Here is a 17993-nt window from a genome sequence, read left to right on the forward strand (position 1 = left end):
CATCATCCGTTGCAGGTTGCACGCTTGACCGCAGCCGTCACCGATGCGGCATCGAAGGCACGCCAGCGCGCGCATACGTGCTGATCGGGACGCAGCAGATAGAACGTGCCGGGACGCGCGTCGAAGCGATGCGCGACCATGCCTTCCACATCTTCCACGACCGTCACGCCGGGCACGGTACACATCATGCCTCGAGGCACGACGACGAGCGCATGAACCGGAAGCCGCCCGTTCGACAAAGCAGCCAGGCTTTGCGCGCAGACTTCCGGGCCGTGTCCGAGCCCGCAGAAATAGATGCCCGTGAATGCGCTGCCGTGCGTCTGCGGCAACAGCCATGCGTCGCGGTCATCGACGCGCACGGGCGCATCGACGCACGGCGCGCCGGGAATCATCGCGCAATTGAAGGCGTCGCCTTCCTTGTCGGGCGTATTGAGTGTCGAGTCGCGCAGCACCGCGGGCACCGAGAGCCGTCCACTGTTCGCAATGCGTCTTGCGAACGCGCAGTCCCTCGCGAGATTGAGCGTCGCATCGCGAAAGAGCCTCGAAACGGCGCTCTTCGGCGTGATGAAGTCGGTGGCGCGCGTCGAGTTGAGGATGTTTTCGTCGGCGGCGTATTCGCGCTCGGATGCGTAGGTGTCGAGCAGCGTATGCGGCGCATCGCCGTTCACGACCAGCTTCAGTTTCCAAGCGAGATTGTCCGCATCCTGCACGCCGCTGTTCGCGCCGCGCGCACCGAACGGCGACACGCCATGCGCGGAATCGCCCGCGAAGATGATGCGTCCGTGCCTGAAGTCGTCCATACGCAAACAGGAGAACGTGTAGACGCTCACCCATTCGAGTTCGAATTCGGCGTCTTCGCCAAGCAACGCCTTCACGCGCGGAATCACACGCTCGGGCTCTTTTTCCGCGACCGGGTCCGCGTCCCAGCCGAGCTGAAAATCGATGCGCCATACATTGTCCGGCTGACGATGCAGCAGCACCGACTGATTGCGATGGAACGGCGGATCGAACCAGAACCAGCGTTCGGTCGGGAACGGCGCCTTCATCTTCACGTCGGCGATCAGGAAGCGGTCCTTGAACGTGCGGCCGTGGCTGTCCAGACCGAGAAGCTTGCGCATCGCGCTGCGAGAACCATCGGCGGCCACCACGTAGCGCGCCTTGAGCGGATACGCGCCATCCGGCGTTTCGACTTGCAGTTCGACGTGATCCTCGTGCTGCGTCACGCCGGTCACGTTGCTCTTCCAGCGCAGTTGCAATGGCTCCAGTTGCATCGCGCGTTCGGCGAGAAAGCCTTCGACGTAGTACTGCTGCAGGTTGATGAACGCGGGTCGCGAATGGCCGGTTTCCGGCAGAAGATTGAACGTGTAGACAAGCTCATCCTGCAGAAACACCTTGCCGACATTCCAGCTCACGCCCTTCTCGATCATCCTGTCGCCGCAGCCCAGACGATCGAAGATTTCCAGCGTGCGCTTGGCGAAGCAGATCGCGCGCGAGCCGCTCGACACGGTGTCGTCGTTATCGAGCAGCACGGTACGCACGCCCTGCTGCGCGAGATCGATGGCCGTGGCCAGTCCGACCGGACCTGCGCCGACTATCGCAACGGGATAAGGCGACGACGCGGGCGCATCGTGATCGGGCGCGCGTTCATAGTCGAAGCGCAGAGAGGCGTAGTTCACGGACATTCGGTCGTCTCCATCGTCGAGTCGCTTTCGTCTGACAGGACTGGGTCGGCTCGGGCGCGAATCGCTTCGCTTTCGGTTAGTTGTTCATCATTGTACAAGCCGTTTTACAGTGTTGAATTTAGGTTTACCCGAATGCCACGGACGAGCGCTTGCATCCGCTTACGGTTTCTTCAAGGTACGCCCGTTCACGGGAATGCGGCGTGCAAACGCAGCAAAGCCCATATGGACTTCAGAGGATGAAAAGTGAATGCCGGGGCACTGGCGCCCCGTTTGATCGCGCGACTTCGATCAGACCGCGACGAAGCCGAGCATCTTCGATACGCGCTGCGCGCACGCGTGCAGCGCCGTCGCGATGTCGCCGTTCCACGCGCCGTCGAACGATCCGCTCGGACCGATCGCCGTGATCGCGAGCACGATATTGCGCGTGTGATCGAAGACCGGCGCGCTCATCGCGCTGATGCCCGCGACGGGCTCGTCGATCGCCCGCGCGATGCCGTGCTCGCGCACTTCGGCGAGCATCGCGTCGGTTTGCGCACGCGTGTAGTCGCGCCGTTGCGCGCCGACCTGCAACGCGCCCGCACGCTCGATGGCGACGAGCGCTTCGACGGTCATCGGCGGCAGATAAGCCGCGAATGCGCGGCCCGTCGCCGTCTGCAGCAACGACATCACCGTGCCCGTACGCATCGTGACGTGGATGGGCACGCTCGCCTGCTGGATGTGAACGATGGTCGGTCCATAGCTGCCCGCAGTCGCGAGCGCGACCGTATGCTCGATGCGGGGCGTCACGTTCGCTACTTCCGCAATCGCGAGGCGCACCGGATCGACGCGCTGCAGACTGATCAGACCCATTTGCAGCGCGAACGGCCCGAGTTCATAGCGGCCCGTCGCGGGATCCTGCTGAATCAGGCCGAGATTGCCGTAAGACACGAGATAAGGATGCGCCTTCGCCGACGGCATGCCGGCTTTCTTCGCGAGATCGCCGAGCAGCAACGGGCCGCCGTGGTCCACGAGCGCGCGCAAAAGCGCTCCGCCTACTTCGATCGATTGAATCCCGCGGCGCACTGCGCTCATGCCTGACCTTGTGTTGTTGTCCACGATGCGCGCGATGATAACCGCACTCGCGTGCGTACCGTCATACTTCGGGGTTCAGGCGCTCTATCAATTCGCGATGTTGCGGATAGCGCGCCTCCAGCGTGCCCGGCACGGCCAGTTCGAACTCGCTGAACTCGAAACCCGGCGCCACCGTGCAGCCGACGAGCGATACGCCTTCTCTATCGTGACATTCCGCCGCGAACCAGTCGCCCGCTTCGACGACGGTCTGAAACACGGCATCGGCACGATCGAGCGCATTGCCGAGCCGATGCGTGACTAGCGTTCCGTTCGCTTTGAGCACATGCACGTCGATCGGATCGCCTGCGTAGAAGTGCCAGACTTCATCGGAGCGAATGCGATGCCATGCCGAATGCGCGCCATCGCAAAGCAAAAAGTAGATCGCGGTGGACGCCGAACGCGTTTCGCGTTCGTCCTCGCGCACGACGTTGCCGCTCGCGCGATACGTCTCGCGAAAGAAGCCGCCTTCGGGATGCGGCTCGAGCTTCAGACGCCGAATGATTTCGCTGCTGTCGATGCGTTCGCGTTGCATGTCGTTCCTTTGGCAGAGCGGTTGCGGTTCGCGTATTCTGCATCGGATTGCTCGTATCGCCATGCTCTTCAACTCATCGACCAACACCATGACTCTTTCTTCTTCCTTGCTCAACGCTTTCGCGCCGACCGGCACGCTGCGCGCGTCGATCAATCTCGGCAATCCGATCCTCGCGCATCGCACCGACAGCGGCGAGCCGGGCGGCGTATCGGTGGACATCGCGCGCGAGCTGGCGTCGCGGCTCGGCGTGCCTGTCGCCTTCACGTCGTTCGACCGGGCCGCCGAATCGGTCGAAGCCGTCACGAACGAAAGCGCGGACGTCGGCTTCTTCGCGATCGATCCGCTGCGCGGTGCGGGCATCGCGTTCACCGCGCCGTACGTGCTGATCGAAGGCTGTTATCTCGTGCGCGAGGCATCGCCGCTCACGCGCAATGAAGATGTGGATCGCGAAGGCAATCGCATCATGGTCGGCAAGGGCAGCGCGTATGACCTCTTTCTCACGCGCGAGATCAGGCATGCGCAGATCGTACGCACGGCGTCGTCGCAGGCCGTCGTCGAAGCCTTCCTGCGTGACGGCCTCGAAGTCGCCGCGGGCGTGAAGCAGCAACTCGAAGCCGACGCGTCACGCACGCCCGGACTGCGCCTGCTCGACGGACGCTTCATGGTGATCCAGCAGGCGATGGGCTTGCCGAAGCGCCGCGGCGACGAAGCCGCGCTTTATCTGCGCGACTTCGTGGAGGATGTGAAGCGCTCGGGCTTCGTCGCCGCTGCGCTTGCACGGCACGGTATCAAGGGGGCATCGGTTGCCCCGGCAGCGTAATCGCTCACGCGTCGATGAACGCCGGCGTCACGCTCGCCATCACCGACTGGATCGACGCGACGTTCGAGCGCGACGTCGCGGGCGGGCTTGCCGCGTTCAATCGCGCGCAACTCGGGCCGAGCCATCAACGCGATCTGGCGGTGTCGCTCTATCGCGATGACGACTTTCTGGGCGGGCTCGCAGGCTACACGGCGTGGGACTGGCTCTTCGTGAAATGGCTGTGGATACGCGAGGACGCGCGCGGCGCCGGACTCGGCGCACGCGCGCTCGAAGCCGCCGAAAGCGAAGCGAAAAAACGAGGATGCCGCGCCGCGTGGCTCGATACGGTCAACCCCGCAGCGCGCGCCCTCTACGCGCGCTGTGGTTACGAGCTTTTCGGCGAACTCGCGGATTTTCATGCGGGTCAGCCGCGCTACTTCATGCAAAAGCGCTTCTAGTCATTTGGCGTTTTGCATTTCGCATGCATGAGACCAAAGCGCATTTTGAATTAAGCATGCGATTTCAGCCGTTCCGCGACACGCGCCGTGATCGCACTGCGCGCGGCCAGCGACGGCGCGCAACGCTCGCGCACATCGTTCGCGACCGCGGCGGGCGCGCGCGCCGGATCGCCCGAGTCGAACGGCGGCGCCGGCGCGTATTCCATCTGCAATTGAATCGCCTGCGCTTCGTGCTCGCCGACGAGTTCGGCCGCGAGCGTCAGCGCGAAATCGATGCCCGCCGTGATGCCGCCGCCCGTGAACAGGTTGCCGTCGCGCACGACGCGCTCGTGCACCGGAATCGCGCCCAAATCCGGGAGCAGATCGTGATACGCCCAGTGCGTCGTCGCACGCTTGCCGCGCAAAAGCCCCGCCGCGCCGAGCACGAGCGAGCCGGTGCAAACCGAGGTCACGTAGCGCGCGCCCGCCGCCTGTTCGCGGAGGAAGGCGAGCGTTTCCTCGTCTTCCATCAGATCGCCGACGCCTGAACCGCCCGGCACGCACAGCACATCGAGCGCGGGGCAATCCGCGTAGGTCACGTCGGGCGTCAGGATCATGCCGGCGCTCGACCGGACGGGCTCGCGCGTCTTCCGGACGAGATGCACCTTCGTGTCGGCCATGTGCGCGAACACGTCGTAGGGGCCGGTCATGTCGAGTTGCTGCACGCGAGGAAACAGCAACAGGCCGATATGTAGCGTCATCGTTTTCTCCTTGATCGAGCGTGTTTTTCGTGTGGACGAACCGATGCTACGCCGCTACGCTATGGCGAATTCGACACATAACCCACGTTTTACGCCATCTTGTCTTTCGTGGAAAACGCCATGCGAACCATCGACGTGCTCGCCTTCCCCAACGTGCAGTTGCTCGACGTCGCGGGCCCGTTGCAGGTGTTCGCGTCCGCCAACGACCTGGCGGTCGCGGCGGGCTTGCAGCGGCCGTATCAGCCGCGCGTGGTTGCGCGGGGCGGCACGGTGAACGCGTCGGCGGGACTGGGGCTCGTCGGCGAGGCATTGCCCGATGCGAGCGAAGCGTGCGACACGCTGATCGTCGCGGGCGGCTGGGGCGTGCACGAAGCGGTGCACGACCGCGAACTGGTCGATTGGGTGCGCGCGCGTTCGGCGCACGCGCGGCGCACGGCGTCCGTTTGCACGGGCGCGTTTCTGCTTGCCGCCGCCGGCCTTCTCGACGAACGCCGCGCCGTGACGCACTGGACGCGCTGCGGGGAACTCGCCACGCGCTTCCCGGCGATCCACGTCGAGCCCGATCCGATCTTCATCCGCGACGGCGACGTATGGACATCCGCGGGCGTCACGGCGGGCATCGACCTGTCGCTTGCGCTCGTCGAAGACGATCTCGGCCGCGCGCTCGCGCTCGACGTCGCGCGCCATCTCGTCGTGTTCCTCAAGCGCCCCGGCGGGCAGGCGCAGTTCAGCGCGGCGCTGTCGTTGCAGCAGTCGGGCGAACGTTTCGGCGAGCTGCATGCGTGGATCGCTGAAAATCTCGCGGCGGATCTTTCGGTCGGCGTGCTTGCCGCGCGTGTCGGCATGAGCGAGCGCAGCTTCGTGCGCCATTACCGCGCGCAAACCGGCATGACGCCCGCGCGCTCGGTCGAACGCATGCGCCTCGAAGCCGCGCGCCGCCTGCTCGGCGATACGGCGCTTCCCGTAAAGCGCATCGCCGCGCGCTGCGGATTCGGCACCGAGGAAACGATGCGGCGCGGTTTTCTGCGTTCGCTGGGCGTGTCGCCGCAGGCGTATCGCGAGAGATTTACCGGGCACGATCGCGTCGAAACCGCGCATCCGGCATGAATGCCCGTATGCATTGCGGCACGAGCGGCTTTTTTTGAACCGCATGCTCAAGGCTGTATGCTCCGTGCCGTTACCCATATAGAGCCTTTGCTTGTGACGCGCGCCCGGAGCAGCGTGCGAGCGCAGTCGCTGAACGAGACCCGCCCGACGTGGCGGCAATATGGCCTGGAGCGCCGATGAGTGTGTTTCCCGCGTACGACGCGCAGGTTGCCCGCGCAACCGCGGTCGAGCCTGCAACCGTGGCGGCGACCGATGAAAAGGTTTTCGCGAGCGTGGCGTCATCGATCGACGCATTGCTGCGCGAGGCCGCCGCGATGGGCTGCCCGCAGCAATGGGCGTGGTATCGCGCGGGCGAGCAGTTGCATCTCGAGCGGCGCGGCGATGCAGCGCTTCCCGATGCGCAGGAATGGCCGCATGGCATCGCCGAGGAACGCCTGACGGAGGTGTGCATCGATAACGGCTGGCACTGCTGGCCGACCGGACGCGGCGAGAGCGTGCTCGGCTGGCTGCTCGCGCCGGTCACGCATCGCGACGACGCGCATCTCGCCGAACTCGCGCGCACGCTCGGCGAGCGCGTGCAGGCCGATGCCCTCGCACGCGCGCAACTCACGCAGCGCGTGCTTTATGAAATCGCCTATCTGGCGAGTTCCGTGCCCGAGCGCGCCGATTTTCTGCGCGGCGTGCATGAACGGCTCGGCACGCTCATCGACGCGGAGAACTTCTATCTCGCACTCTACGATCGCAAGACGGGCAAGATCACGTATCCGTATTATGTCGACGTCATCGATACCGACGTCGTCGCGGCCGAAAACTACGACATCCTGAATCCGGAACGTCTTTCGATGACGGGTCGCGTGCTCACGAGCGCGCAGCCACTTTTCATCACCGCCGCGGATATTTGCGCGGCGGAGCGCGCGGGCCATTTCTATTGCATCGGCGACCGCCCCGAGTTCTGGATGGGTGCGCCGCTCAAGAATGCGAGCGACGAGGTATTCGGCATGCTCGCGATGCAGGTCTATGACGTATCGCGCATTTATACCGTCGAGGACCGCGCGCTCTTTCTGGTCGTCGCACGACATGTGGCGATGGCGCTCGACCGCATCCTGCATCGCGCCGATCTCGAAGAGCAGGTCGCGCACCGCACGTCCGAACTGTCGAAGCTCAACGCGGCGCTGCGTCACGGCATCGCCGAGCGCGAACGATCCGAGCATCTGCAAGCTGCGCTCTACCAGATCGCAGAATTGTCGAGCCGTCCCGGCGACATGATGGAGTTCTTGCGCAGCCTGCATGGGATCGTCGGCGAATTGCTTTACGCGCGCAATTTTTATATCGCACTCATCGAACCGGAAACGGACGAAGTGTCGTTCCCGTATTACGTCGATGAAATCGTGCAGGAGCGCCCCGCGCCGCGACGCGGACAACGCGGCCTCACCGAATATGTGATCCGCGAGCGGCGCGCGCGGCTGATCGATCATGCGGAGGCGCTGCGTCTCACCGAAGAAGGCGCGTTCGAGATCGAGCATAGCGAAGTGCGTCTGCGATCGTGGCTCGGCATTCCGCTCTTCGATGGCGATGTCGTGCGCGGCGTGCTCGCCGTGCAAAGCTATTCGCCGCTCGTGCGCTATTCGCTGCGCGATCAGGAACTGCTCACCTTCGTGTCGCGGCATATCGATACGGCGCTTTCGCGTCGGCGCGATGCCGAAGCGCTGCATGCCGCGAACCTCGAACTCGAAGCGCGGGTCCAGGCGCGCACGCGCGAACTCGACGATGTCAACGCACGCCTGCTTTATGAGAACTCGCACGATTCATTGACGGGCTTGCCGAATCGAAGCCATCTGATGCACAAGCTGCGCTGCGCATGGCAGGACTATCAGACGCGCGGCGACCAACTCTCGGTGATGTTCATCGACCTCGACCGATTCAAGGTCGTGAACGACAGCCTCGGGCATCACTTTGGCGACATGCTGCTGGTTCAGGCCGCGGCGCGCTTGCGCGATTGCCTGCGTTCGACGGATCTGCTCGCGCGCCTCGGCGGGGACGAATTCGCCGTGCTCTCCCCGGATGCACACGTTCGCGATGCGGTATCGATCGCCAAGCGTATTCTGGCCGCGTTCGATCTGCCGTTTCACATCGAAGAGCATGTCGTGTTTTCGTCGTGCAGCATTGGCATCGTGAGCGCGGACAGCCAGTTCCATACCGAGCCCGCCGACCTGTTGCGCGACGCCGATACCGCGATGTATCGCGTGAAAAATGCGGGACGCGACAGCTTCGTCGTGTTCAATCAAGAACTGCGACGTCAGGTGTCGGACCAGGTGGAACGTGAGGGCGCATTGCGCAATGCGATCAAGCGCGATGACGAACTGCTGCCTTATTTCCAGCCTATCGTCGACGTAAAGAGCGGTGAGATCGTCGCGCTCGAAGCGTTGATCCGCTGGCATCAACCCGATGGCCATATCGTCGGGCCGGGTGAATTTCTTCCTTCGGTCGAAGGCTTGAGGCTCATCGGCAGACTCGATCTATACATGCTCGAACGCGTTGCCGCGATTCTCTCGAATGCGCGCTTCGCGCACTGGCCGCCGGTGCATGTGAACTGCTCCAGCTATAGCATGACGCGCCCCGAATTCGCCGATGACGTTCTGGCGCTATTGCGTCGCTATCGCGTCTCGCCGTCGCGCGTGTGCCTCGAGCTTACCGAAGGCGCGCTCGTGGCCGAGCCCGATCTCGCGCGGCGCACCATGCAGCGACTGGCCGACAACGGCATGTCTGTCGTGCTCGACGATTTCGGCGCGGGATTTTCGTCGCTCAGTTATGTGCATCAATACCAGTTCACCGGCCTCAAGATCGACAAGTCGTTCATTCTCGAACTGACCGAAAGCCCGCGCAGCCGTGCGATCGTGCGCGCGATCGTGCGCATGGCGGAATCGCTCGATCTGACGCTCGTCGCGGAAGGCGTCGAAGATGCGGCGACGCTCGCCGTGTTGCGCGACATGGGCGCGGCGCAGGCGCAGGGCTATTTCTTCGACAAGCCGCTGCCGCTCGACGCGCTCACACGCACCGCGCTCGCTCCGCGCGCGACGACGGCAAGCGCGGCACTGTAGCCGCGTGCATCAAGGCATGCCGCCCAGCGACGGTGAAATGATGCTGCCCGGCTCGCCCTTCGGCGCACCGCTCTCATCGGCCACGGCGCGAGTCGACACCGGCGCGTGGTTCTTCGCGCAGGTCTCGACCGAGTCGCTGCCGAGGCATTGCTGAAAGCCATCGGCAGTTACCTTGGTGTCGAAGCTATAGATGATCTCGCCGACCTTGACTTCGGTGTCGGAGATGCGGTCTGCTGCAATAGCCATGTTATGTCTCGCCTCGATTTCGGTTGGAACGTATCGACGATTCAGCATCAACCGATCCCGGTGACGGGTACGCGCGTTGCTGAATCGTCAGGGTTATCGTCGAATCGAAAAGGAGGCGGAAATGGCACAGCATCCCGCGCATTCGCAGAATCACCGGCATCCGGATGAGCCGCGCCCGGAAGAAATCGCGCGCGTGCTGAAGGGCGCCGACTATCCGATGGGCAAGGAAAAACTTCTGACGCTCGCGAAAAGCAATGGCGCGGACGGCGAGGTCTTGGCCGTGCTCAACAAAATGACCGATCGCAATTTCGACAGCGAAGATGCGGTGCTGCGCGAAGCCACGCGCGTCGAGTAACAGCGACATAACTTTCGCTTATTCCGCAATGCGGCATTCAATCCTGCCGCCCCACGCTTTCGATCTTTCCGCAAGGCACGTGTTTGACGAGGAAAATGTAATGGCCGAAAAACCCGCAGCTCCCGATACGCACGACAAGCCGCGTGCGCCCGGAGGCAATAATCTGAGCAATATCGACCCTGCTGAAGCTGACCGGGTAATCCCTCGGCCGGGAGAGGCAACGGAACCCGACCCGGTCCATGATCCTGACAAGATCGGCACGACACCTGACGATTCGGGAAATCGCCCGAGACCGCTATAAAAAATTTAAATGAACGCCGGTGCAATTTCCAATCGTGTCATACCTGTTCTCGCGCTAGCATCTAAAGTGCGTCGATTTGGGATGCGCGGCTTTGCACGGCGCCTGCAGCAGAAGAACCGCGCAATGGCCCGGCATCCGTCTGGCCAATCATTGCACAAGGAGGCTCTATGAAGTGGGAAACCCCGAGTTTCACGGATATGCGCTTCGGCTTTGAAATCACGATGTATATCGCGACGCGCTAATCGGAAATGACAAAACGGCCACCTGAGTGGCCGTTTTGTTTTATGGGCGCGTCGAATCGATGCGTCAATCTTTGCCCGGCGTCCTGGATTGTTCGTTCGCGGGATCGGGAAGATCTGCGTTCTGTGCGTCAAGCCCGCCCTTTCCTGCAATTTCCGGCTCATTGCCCGATCCATAAGGCACTTCCGCCGTCTGATGCGGATGCTGATCGAGCCGACGGTTCTCCGGTTCGATCTCCGCTGCATTCGGGTGAGGCGCGGAATGCGGTTGTTGATGGCGTTTCTCTTCGCTCTCGCTCATCGTGAATCTCCTTTCGATGGGGCACCGAAGATTACTCAGCAACGCACGTTCCTTCAGACTCGCAAAAAGGGCCCGCAATGTTTCGCGAGCCTCTGCCAACACAACTACCCATACCGCTACTCAAGAGAATCAGATCGCTTGCGTAGCGAGTGCCGAGCCGATAACTTCGTTCGCCACCGCATCCACGGCCTGCTTCACGATGCCGACGATTTCGTCCGCTTCTTCACGCGTCGTGACGAGCGGCGGCGCGAAGCCGAGGATATCGCCATGCGGCATGGCGCGCGCGATCACGCCGCGTTCGAGTGCTGCCGCCGATACCTTCGGGCCGACCTTCAGCGCGGCGTCGAACGGCGTGCGCGCGTCCTTGTCGGCCATGAATTCGAGCGCCGCGAGCATGCCCGCCCCGCGCACTTCGCCGACGAGCGGATGCGAATCGAAAGCCGTGTGCAATTGCTGCTGGAAATACGCGCCGACATCGGCGGCATTCTGCGTCAGGTTTTCGCGCTCGAGGATATCGAGGTTCGCGATAGCAGCAGCCGCGCAAATGGGATGCCCCGAATACGTCCAGCCGTGTCCCATCGGACCATGTTCCCGCGAGCCCTTCTCGATCACGTCCCACACCTTCTCGCCGACGATCACGCCCGACAGCGGCGCATAGGCGCTCGTCAGGCCCTTCGCGACCGTGATGAGATCGGGCTTGATGCCGAAGTGCTGCGCGCCCATTTTCGAGCCGAGACGGCCGAAGCCGCACACGACTTCATCGGAGATCAAAAGAATGTCGTGCTTCCGCAGAACATCCTGGATAGCTTCCCAATAACCTTGCGGCGGCGCGATGATACCGCCCGTGCCCATGACCGGTTCGGCGATGAATGCAGCGATCGTATCCGCGCCTTCTTTCGCAATCAGCTTTTCGAGTTCATCGACGCAATACGCGGTGAATTGCGCTTCGCTCATGCCGGCGGGCGCCTTGCGATACCAGTGCGGACACACCGTGTGCTTTACGCGGTCGATCGGCAGATCGAAGTTCTGATGAAAGCTCGGCAGGCCCGTGAGACTGCCCGTCACGATGCCCGAACCGTGATAACCGCGCTCGCGCGAGATGATCTTCTTCTTGTTCGGACGGCCGAGAACATTGTTGTAATACCAGACGATCTTGATCTGCGTTTCGTTCGCATCCGATCCCGACATGCCGTAATACACCTTTTTCATGCCCTCGGGCGACCAGTCGATGATGCGCGACGACAGCTCGATGATCGTATCGGTCGAGTGACCGACATACGTGTGGTAATACGCGAGCTTCTTCGCCTGCTCATAGATTGCGTCGGCTACTTCGGTGCGGCCATAGCCGATGTTCACGCAATAGAGGCCCGCGAATGCGTCGATATAACTTTTACCTTGATGATCCTGAATGCGGATGCCCTTCGCGCCCGTGACGATCTTGCCGGGCAGCGCGCCGCTCGCGTGATCGTGTGCATGCGTGGACGGATGCATGAAGTGCGCGCGGTCTTCGGCGAACAGTTGCTCGAGCGATTGATTCTGCTGGGTCATGTGCTTCTCCTTGATATGCGGTACTGCGTGTCTCTGAGGATAGGTCTTCAGGCCGCGCTCGTGAGCGGCAGGCCGAGATTGCCGAGGCAAAAGTATTTCGTTTCGACGAAGGGCTCGAAGCCTTCCGCGCCGCCTTCGCGTCCGAGGCCCGATGCCTTCATGCCGCCGAACGGGATCGGCGCGCCGGTGAACTTCACGCCGTTGACCGACACCATCGCGAAATCGAGTCGGCGCACGAGCTGGAAGATCGTGTCGATGCGCGTCGCACAGACGTAGGCGGCGAGGCCGTATTCGGTGTCGTTGGCGCGCGCGACGGCTTCGTCGAGCGTATCGAACGGCGAGATCGCGGAGATCGGCGCGAAGTTCTCTTCGTCGTAGATACGCATGCCCGGTCTGGCATCGGCGACGACGGTCGGTTCATAAAACCAGCCACCGAGCGCATGAGCTTTGCCGCCGACGGTGATGCGCGCGCCTTGCGCCTTTGCATCCTCGACACGAGCGACGGTCGCATCGAATGCGGCCTGATGCATGAGCGGACCGACATCGACATTTGCTTCGAAGGCCGTCCCTACTTTCAGCGCTTTCACTGCTTCCGTGTAGCGTTCGACGAACCGTTCATAAAGCGGACGCGCGACGAGAATGCGGTTCGCAGCGCAGCAATCCTGCCCCGAGGTTTGAAACTTCGCACCCACTGCAACGCGCACGGCCTGTTCCAGGTCCGCGTCTTCCGTCACGATGAAAGGCGCGTTGCCGCCCAGTTCCAATGCGAGCTTCTTGATGCCCGCCTGCGCTGCCGTCTTCGCAACGAGACCGCCGACGCGCGTCGACCCCGTGAAGCTCACGGCGCGCACGCGCGTATCGCTGACGAGCGTTTCCATCGCCATTTGTGGCTCGCCGATGACGACGTTGAACACGCCCGGCGGAAAGCCTGCTTCTTCGGCGAGTTGTGCGAGTGCGATAGCGGAGAACGGCGTTTCGTGCGCGGGCTTCACGACGACGGTGCAGCCCGCGGCAATCGCGGCGGCGGCCTTGCGCGTGATCATCGCGACGGGGAAATTCCACGGCGTGATCAATGCCGCGACGCCGACCGGTTCCATCACGGTGCCGAGATGCGCGCCATCGATATGCGTCGGAATGGTGCGGCCCGCCAGGCGTTTCGCTTCGTTCGCGAACCATTCAACGAAGCTCGCCGCATAGGCGATTTCGCCTTTGGATTCCGCGAGCGGCTTGCCTTGCTCGAGCGACAAAATGCCGGCAAGGTCCGATTGATGACGCACGATGAGTTCGTGCCAGCGCAGGAGCAGCGCACTGCGCTTTTGCTGCGGCATCCAGCGCCATGACTGGAATGCGCGATCGGCGGCATCGATCGTCGCGACGATTTGCGCCTGATCGAGCATCGGGACATGGCCGATGACGTTCTGATCGGCGGGATTGGTTACTGCAATCGATGCGGCGCTGTCGCTGTGAATCCAGCGGCCGTCGACATAACAGAGGGATTTGAATAGAACGGGATGGCCCAGCAGCATGTTCGTCTCCTTGCTCAAAGCGTGCTTGATTTGCATGGTTCGATGGGTCCACTTTAAGGGCGTTGCCGCGATGGAGTTTTTTGTTATTGCCCTCGGGCGGTTGGTGTTTTTTCTGTTTTTTCTGTGCTTCTTTGTGCGTTTTTTTTGGGCTTCCCCGAGCCGACACAAATACGGGATCCGGCAACCAAAAAATAACTAAACCACATCGTCAACCCAATCCGGCGGCCCTTCCGTACTATTCTTCACGACTTTCGTAACGATATAAGTGAAGTACCGCTCGATACCCAACTCTTCGACGAGCAAAGAATCGATGAACCGCTGATAGTGATCGATATCCCGCGACACGACGTGCAGCACGTAATCCACGCCGCCGCCGGTGGCATAACACTGCACGATCTCGGAAGCCGCCGCGATGCGCTCCTCGAAGCGCCGCATATCTTGCGCGGTATGACGCGAAAGCGTCACCTCAACGACAATACGGCTGCCCTTGAAAGCAGCCGTCCAGTCGATATCCGCGCGATAGCCCTTGATAAGCCCGCTGTCTTCGAGTTTCTTCACACGCTCCCACGCGGGCGAGATCGACAAATTGACCTCTTCCGCAAGGCGCGATTTCGTTATGCGGCCATCCCGCGCAAGAATGCGCAGAATGGCCAGATCGTAGCGGTCGAGCTTGATCAACTTACACGCTCACGGCAATGTTGCGTTCGACGATATCCGCGACCACGGCCACGGTGTCGCCCATCTGCACGAGGCCCGGAAAATGCCGCGCCGCAAGCAGTCCGTCACGCTTCGCGCGATATTCAACCGGCGTCGCGCCCGTGCGCGTAACGTCATACACGCGCGCAAGCACATCGCCCGCTCTCACCATGTCGCCGAGATCGCGGCACATTTCGAGCAGGCCCGTATGCTCGCTCGTCGTGTAGCAGGAACCATCCGGCATGTCGAGCAACGTCGTCGTGCGCGCTTCGCCGCGAACCACCTCCTTCTCGATGATGCCCGCATACGCGAGAAAGCCGTACACGCCGCGCTCCGCCACCGCGACGCTCTTCGCCGTCGACGAACCGCCACCGCCCAGTTCCGTCGAGACGAACACCTTGCCCGCTTCCTCGGCCGCGCTGTCATACAGACCGATGCTGTCGAGTTCGAGCATCCGCATCGAATACGGCGCCCCGAATGCGCGCATCGCGGCTTCGCAACGCGACTGCTGCGTCCCGTCGTTCAATACATGAATGGCCGCAAACGGCAGAAAATCGAGCGTGCGGCCGCCCGCGTGGATATCGAGCACGTAATCGGCGAGCGGCAACAGATGACGCTGAAAGTAATCCGCGATCTTTTCCGTCACCGTGCCGTCGGGCTTGCCCGGAAAGCTGCGATTCAGATTGCCCGCGTCGATCGGCGAAGTGCGCGAACCCGCGCGAAACGCCGGATAGTTCATGAACGGCACGATGACCACACGGCCGTTCACGTCGCTTGCCTTCAACGTCGATGCGAGCTTCGCCAGCGCGATCGGCCCTTCGTATTCGTCGCCGTGATTGCCGCCCGTGAGCAGCGCGGTCGGTCCGTCGCCGCGCTTGATCACGGTGACGGGAATCATCACGGCGCCCCACGCGGAATCGTTGCGCGAATACGGCAGCTTCAGAAAGCCGTGCTGTTCGCCCTCTGCATCGAAGTCGACGGTCGGGCTGATCGGTGACGCGCGCATCGTGCTACTCCTTCACGAACAATTTGCGAGGCGTGTTGCAGAAGGTCTCGACGCCGGTGTCCGTAATCAGGATGCTCTCCGTGATTTCGAGGCCCCAGTCGTCGAGCCACAGCCCCGGCATGAAGTGGAACGTCATGCCGGGTTCGAGGACGGTCTGGTCCCCAGGACGCAGGCTCATCGTGCGCTCGCCCCAGTCCGGCGGATAGCTCGCGCCGATCGGATATCCGCAACGGCTATCCTTCTCGATGCCGAACTTGCGCAACACCGCGAAGAAAGCATTGGCGATGTCCTCGGTCTTGTTGCCCGGCTTCGCCATCGCGAGACCCGCCTCGATGCCTTCGACGACCGCCTTCTCGCCTTCGATGAAATGCTGCGGCGGGCGGCCGAGATACACCGTGCGCGAGAGCGGGCAGTGATAGCGCTTGAAGCATCCGGCGATTTCGAAGAACGTGCCCGCATTCGCCGTGAACGTCGAGTCGTCCCATGTGAGATGCGGCGCAGCAGCGTCGGAACCCGTCGGCAATAGCGGCACGATCGCGGGATAGTCGCCGCCATAACCTTCGACGCCCGTGATGCCCGCTTCGTAAATCTGCGCGACGAGATCGCTCTTCTTCATGCCCGGCTCGACCGTGTCGAGAATGCGCGCATGCATCTTCTCGACGATGCGCGCCGCGACGCGCATGTACTCGATCTCGCGCTTCGACTTCACTGCGCGCTGCCAGTTGACGAGCGCGGTCGCATCGACGAACTTCGCGTTCGGCAGATGCTGCGTCAGCGACGCATACGCCTTCGCGCTGAAGTAATAGTTGTCCATCTCCACGCCGATGCGCAACGTGTCCCAGCCACGCACGGCAATTACTTCGGATGACAGATAATCCATCGGATGGCGCACCTGCGACTGCACATAGTGATCCGGGTAGCCGACGATATCGTCGTGCGACATGAACACCGTGCGCTTCGCGCCGTTCGCGTCCTGGCCACGGCCGTACCAGACCGGATCGCCGTGCATCGCGAGCAGCACGCATTGATGCACGTAGAACGACCAGCCGTCGTAACCGGTGAGCCACGCCATGTTGGTCGGGTCGGTCACGATCATCAGATCGATGCCCGCTTTCTCCATCGCGCGCCGTGTCTTCGCGATTCGCGCGTCGTACTCGCTGCGTTCGAACGGCAGGCGTACCACGGGCGCCCCTCGTTCATCCGGCTTCTTCTGTTGCGTGATTTCGGACATCGTCCCCTCTATCAAGCGGTCACATCGTTGTGGAAAATGGTTCCTGCCTGTGCCGCGCGCGCTCGCTGAATGGCGAGCGTCGCGATCGCGGTGTCTTGCGCGCCGGTGCCGGTCAGATCGCAGACGGTGATCTCGTCATCGCTCATACGGCCTTGAGCCTGTTGCGCGATGACTTCGCCAAGCTCGGCAAAAGATGCATCAGCATCCGTCACGCCCGCTTCGATCGCATGATGCAGCTCGCCGAGCACGCGCACTTGCTGAAGGCGGTCGCACACATAGCGCGCTTTGGCGAACACGTCCGGAGCGATTTCATTCTTGTGCTCCGCATCCGATCCCATCGCGGTGATATGCAAGCCCGGATGCAGATCGCGTGCGTGTATCAGTGGCTCGCGGCTCGGCGTCGTCGTGATGGCGATATCGGCGTGCTTCAACGCCTGGTTCACGCTGTCGGCGACATCGCACGGCAAGTCTTCGCAGTCACGCGCGAACTGCTGCGCGCTCTTCGGATCGCGCGCCCATACGGTCACATGCCCGATGTCGCGCACGAGCCGCAACGCCTTCAATTGCAGACGCGCCTGCTCGCCCGCGCCGATAATCGCGACGCGCTTCGCATCCTTGCGCGCGAGCCAGCGCGAGGCAACCGCGCCCGCCGCAGCGGTACGCACGGCGGTGAGATAACCGTTGTCGAGCAACACGGCTTCCGTGAGACCGGTGCGCGCGGACAGCACGAGCATCAGGCCATTGAGGCTCGGAAGTCCGAGCGACGGATTGTTGAAGAAGCCAGGGCTCACCTTGATCGCGAAGCTCGGAAAGCGCGGCAAATAAGCGGTTTTCACGTCGACTTCGCCGGCGTGCTCGGGAATGTCGAGACGCAGGATCGGCGGCATTGCGACGGCTTCGGTCGCGAGCGACTTGAACGCGGCTTCGACTTGCTCGATCGCGTCGAGGTCAAGCGGCACGAGCTTGCGCAATTGCGCCTGCCCGAGCAGCACGGTGGAGGTATCGATGTTGGACATGG

General features: G+C 62.5%; 18 protein-coding genes. 6 read left to right on the forward strand and 12 right to left on the reverse strand.

Annotated features, from left to right (window positions below):
• Nucleotides 1-2 precede the first annotated feature (2 nt).
• From NCT05_RS20440 to NCT05_RS20450, 3 genes are all read right to left on the reverse strand, one after another.
• Nucleotides 3-1682 carry an FAD-dependent oxidoreductase gene (locus NCT05_RS20440; protein WP_250503049.1) on the reverse strand — a complete coding sequence of 560 codons (1680 nt, stop codon included), beginning with the start codon at nucleotides 1680-1682 and terminating at the stop codon, nucleotides 3-5.
• A 288-nt stretch (nucleotides 1683-1970) separates the two neighbouring features.
• Nucleotides 1971-2753, reverse strand: a complete 783-nt coding sequence (locus tag NCT05_RS20445; protein ID WP_250503050.1) for an IclR family transcriptional regulator — start codon at nucleotides 2751-2753, stop codon at nucleotides 1971-1973.
• A 61-nt stretch (nucleotides 2754-2814) separates the two neighbouring features.
• On the reverse strand, nucleotides 2815-3324 hold the full coding sequence (locus tag NCT05_RS20450) for a cupin domain-containing protein (RefSeq protein WP_250503051.1): 510 nt from the start codon (nucleotides 3322-3324) through the stop codon (nucleotides 2815-2817).
• Between the two features lie 88 nt (nucleotides 3325-3412).
• Here NCT05_RS20450 and NCT05_RS20455 point away from each other — a divergent pair, with 88 nt between their 5' ends.
• Both NCT05_RS20455 and NCT05_RS20460 read left to right on the forward strand, forming a co-directional pair.
• On the forward strand, nucleotides 3413-4144 hold the full coding sequence (locus tag NCT05_RS20455) for an ABC transporter substrate-binding protein (RefSeq protein ID WP_250503052.1): 732 nt from the start codon (nucleotides 3413-3415) through the stop codon (nucleotides 4142-4144).
• Between the two features lie 14 nt (nucleotides 4145-4158).
• Nucleotides 4159-4581, forward strand: a complete 423-nt coding sequence (locus NCT05_RS20460) for a GNAT family N-acetyltransferase (RefSeq protein ID WP_008353060.1) — start codon at nucleotides 4159-4161, stop codon at nucleotides 4579-4581.
• A gap of 50 nt (nucleotides 4582-4631) precedes the next feature.
• Here NCT05_RS20460 and NCT05_RS20465 read toward each other — a convergent pair whose 3' ends face one another.
• A complete protein-coding gene (locus NCT05_RS20465) occupies nucleotides 4632-5321 on the reverse strand; it encodes a DJ-1/PfpI family protein (RefSeq protein ID WP_250503053.1) in 690 nt (229 codons plus the stop codon).
• A 120-nt stretch (nucleotides 5322-5441) separates the two neighbouring features.
• Between NCT05_RS20465 and NCT05_RS20470 the strand changes: the two genes are divergently transcribed.
• The gene (locus tag NCT05_RS20470) at nucleotides 5442-6428 is read left to right on the forward strand and encodes a GlxA family transcriptional regulator (RefSeq protein WP_250503054.1); all 987 of its coding nucleotides are present in this window, start codon (nucleotides 5442-5444) and stop codon (nucleotides 6426-6428) included.
• Nucleotides 6429-6604: 176 nt separating this feature from the next.
• Nucleotides 6605-9526: a bifunctional diguanylate cyclase/phosphodiesterase gene (locus NCT05_RS20475; protein ID WP_250503055.1), complete on the forward strand. Its 2922-nt coding sequence runs from the start codon at nucleotides 6605-6607 to the stop codon at nucleotides 9524-9526.
• Between the two features lie 9 nt (nucleotides 9527-9535).
• Here NCT05_RS20475 and NCT05_RS20480 read toward each other — a convergent pair whose 3' ends face one another.
• Nucleotides 9536-9772, reverse strand: a complete 237-nt coding sequence (locus NCT05_RS20480) for a hypothetical protein (protein ID WP_250435947.1) — start codon at nucleotides 9770-9772, stop codon at nucleotides 9536-9538.
• Nucleotides 9773-9893: 121 nt separating this feature from the next.
• On the opposite strand from NCT05_RS20480, the gene NCT05_RS20485 reads away from it, so the two are divergent.
• Complete coding sequence (locus NCT05_RS20485) at nucleotides 9894-10127, forward strand: DUF2795 domain-containing protein (protein ID WP_008353051.1); 234 nt, start codon at nucleotides 9894-9896, stop codon at nucleotides 10125-10127.
• A 468-nt stretch (nucleotides 10128-10595) separates the two neighbouring features.
• Nucleotides 10596-10670 (forward strand): pyrroloquinoline quinone precursor peptide PqqA, encoded by a 75-nt coding sequence (pqqA, locus tag NCT05_RS20490; protein WP_008353049.1) that lies wholly within the window; start codon nucleotides 10596-10598, stop codon nucleotides 10668-10670.
• Nucleotides 10671-10734: 64 nt separating this feature from the next.
• On the opposite strand, the gene NCT05_RS20495 is transcribed toward pqqA, so the two are convergent.
• The 7 genes from NCT05_RS20495 to NCT05_RS20525 all read right to left on the reverse strand — a co-directional run bounded on the left by NCT05_RS20495 (nucleotide 10735) and on the right by NCT05_RS20525 (nucleotide 17991).
• Nucleotides 10735-10968, reverse strand: a complete 234-nt coding sequence (locus tag NCT05_RS20495) for a hypothetical protein (RefSeq protein WP_008353048.1) — start codon at nucleotides 10966-10968, stop codon at nucleotides 10735-10737.
• 129 nt (nucleotides 10969-11097) lie between these two features.
• Nucleotides 11098-12516, reverse strand: coding sequence for an aspartate aminotransferase family protein (locus NCT05_RS20500; RefSeq protein WP_008353047.1), 1419 nt, complete (start codon nucleotides 12514-12516; stop codon nucleotides 11098-11100).
• Nucleotides 12517-12563: 47 nt separating this feature from the next.
• Nucleotides 12564-14042, reverse strand: coding sequence for an NAD-dependent succinate-semialdehyde dehydrogenase (locus tag NCT05_RS20505; protein WP_250503056.1), 1479 nt, complete (start codon nucleotides 14040-14042; stop codon nucleotides 12564-12566).
• 195 nt (nucleotides 14043-14237) lie between these two features.
• Nucleotides 14238-14717, reverse strand: a complete 480-nt coding sequence (locus tag NCT05_RS20510) for an Lrp/AsnC family transcriptional regulator (protein ID WP_175979575.1) — start codon at nucleotides 14715-14717, stop codon at nucleotides 14238-14240.
• A 4-nt stretch (nucleotides 14718-14721) separates the two neighbouring features.
• Entirely contained in the window at nucleotides 14722-15744 is a 1023-nt protein-coding gene (gene doeB / locus NCT05_RS20515; RefSeq protein WP_250435951.1) for a N(2)-acetyl-L-2,4-diaminobutanoate deacetylase DoeB, read from the reverse strand.
• Between the two features lie 4 nt (nucleotides 15745-15748).
• Nucleotides 15749-16975, reverse strand: coding sequence for an ectoine hydrolase DoeA (gene doeA, locus NCT05_RS20520; protein WP_250503057.1), 1227 nt, complete (start codon nucleotides 16973-16975; stop codon nucleotides 15749-15751).
• Nucleotides 16976-16986: 11 nt separating this feature from the next.
• Nucleotides 16987-17991, reverse strand: a complete 1005-nt coding sequence (locus tag NCT05_RS20525; protein ID WP_175979463.1) for a cyclodeaminase — start codon at nucleotides 17989-17991, stop codon at nucleotides 16987-16989.
• Between the last annotated feature and the right edge of the window lie 2 nt (nucleotides 17992-17993).

Origin of the sequence: Caballeronia sp. AZ7_KS35 (assembly GCF_023631045.1) — a bacterium.
Taxonomy (GTDB): domain Bacteria; phylum Pseudomonadota; class Gammaproteobacteria; order Burkholderiales; family Burkholderiaceae; genus Caballeronia; species Caballeronia zhejiangensis.

Excerpts from the sequence above, each read along its gene's own strand:
- doeA (WP_250503057.1), bottom strand. The coding sequence starts at position 16,975 with ATGTCCGAAATCACGCAACAGAAGAAGCCGGATGAACGAGGGGCGCCC.
- NCT05_RS20470 (WP_250503054.1), top strand. The coding sequence starts at position 5,442 with ATGCGAACCATCGACGTGCTCGCCTTCCCCAACGTGCAGTTGCTCGAC.
- NCT05_RS20465 (WP_250503053.1), bottom strand. The coding sequence starts at position 5,321 with ATGACGCTACATATCGGCCTGTTGCTGTTTCCTCGCGTGCAGCAACTC.
- NCT05_RS20475 (WP_250503055.1), top strand. The coding sequence starts at position 6,605 with ATGAGTGTGTTTCCCGCGTACGACGCGCAGGTTGCCCGCGCAACCGCG.
- NCT05_RS20485 (WP_008353051.1), top strand. The coding sequence starts at position 9,894 with ATGGCACAGCATCCCGCGCATTCGCAGAATCACCGGCATCCGGATGAG.
- NCT05_RS20460 (WP_008353060.1), top strand. The coding sequence starts at position 4,159 with ATGAACGCCGGCGTCACGCTCGCCATCACCGACTGGATCGACGCGACG.
- NCT05_RS20480 (WP_250435947.1), bottom strand. The coding sequence starts at position 9,772 with ATGGCTATTGCAGCAGACCGCATCTCCGACACCGAAGTCAAGGTCGGC.
- doeB (WP_250435951.1), bottom strand. The coding sequence starts at position 15,744 with ATGCGCGCGTCACCGATCAGCCCGACCGTCGACTTCGATGCAGAGGGC.
- NCT05_RS20505 (WP_250503056.1), bottom strand. The coding sequence starts at position 14,042 with ATGCTGCTGGGCCATCCCGTTCTATTCAAATCCCTCTGTTATGTCGAC.
- NCT05_RS20455 (WP_250503052.1), top strand. The coding sequence starts at position 3,413 with ATGACTCTTTCTTCTTCCTTGCTCAACGCTTTCGCGCCGACCGGCACG.
- NCT05_RS20495 (WP_008353048.1), bottom strand. The coding sequence starts at position 10,968 with ATGAGCGAGAGCGAAGAGAAACGCCATCAACAACCGCATTCCGCGCCT.
- NCT05_RS20500 (WP_008353047.1), bottom strand. The coding sequence starts at position 12,516 with ATGACCCAGCAGAATCAATCGCTCGAGCAACTGTTCGCCGAAGACCGC.
- NCT05_RS20440 (WP_250503049.1), bottom strand. The coding sequence starts at position 1,682 with ATGTCCGTGAACTACGCCTCTCTGCGCTTCGACTATGAACGCGCGCCC.
- NCT05_RS20445 (WP_250503050.1), bottom strand. The coding sequence starts at position 2,753 with ATGAGCGCAGTGCGCCGCGGGATTCAATCGATCGAAGTAGGCGGAGCG.
- NCT05_RS20525 (WP_175979463.1), bottom strand. The coding sequence starts at position 17,991 with ATGTCCAACATCGATACCTCCACCGTGCTGCTCGGGCAGGCGCAATTG.
- NCT05_RS20450 (WP_250503051.1), bottom strand. The coding sequence starts at position 3,324 with ATGCAACGCGAACGCATCGACAGCAGCGAAATCATTCGGCGTCTGAAG.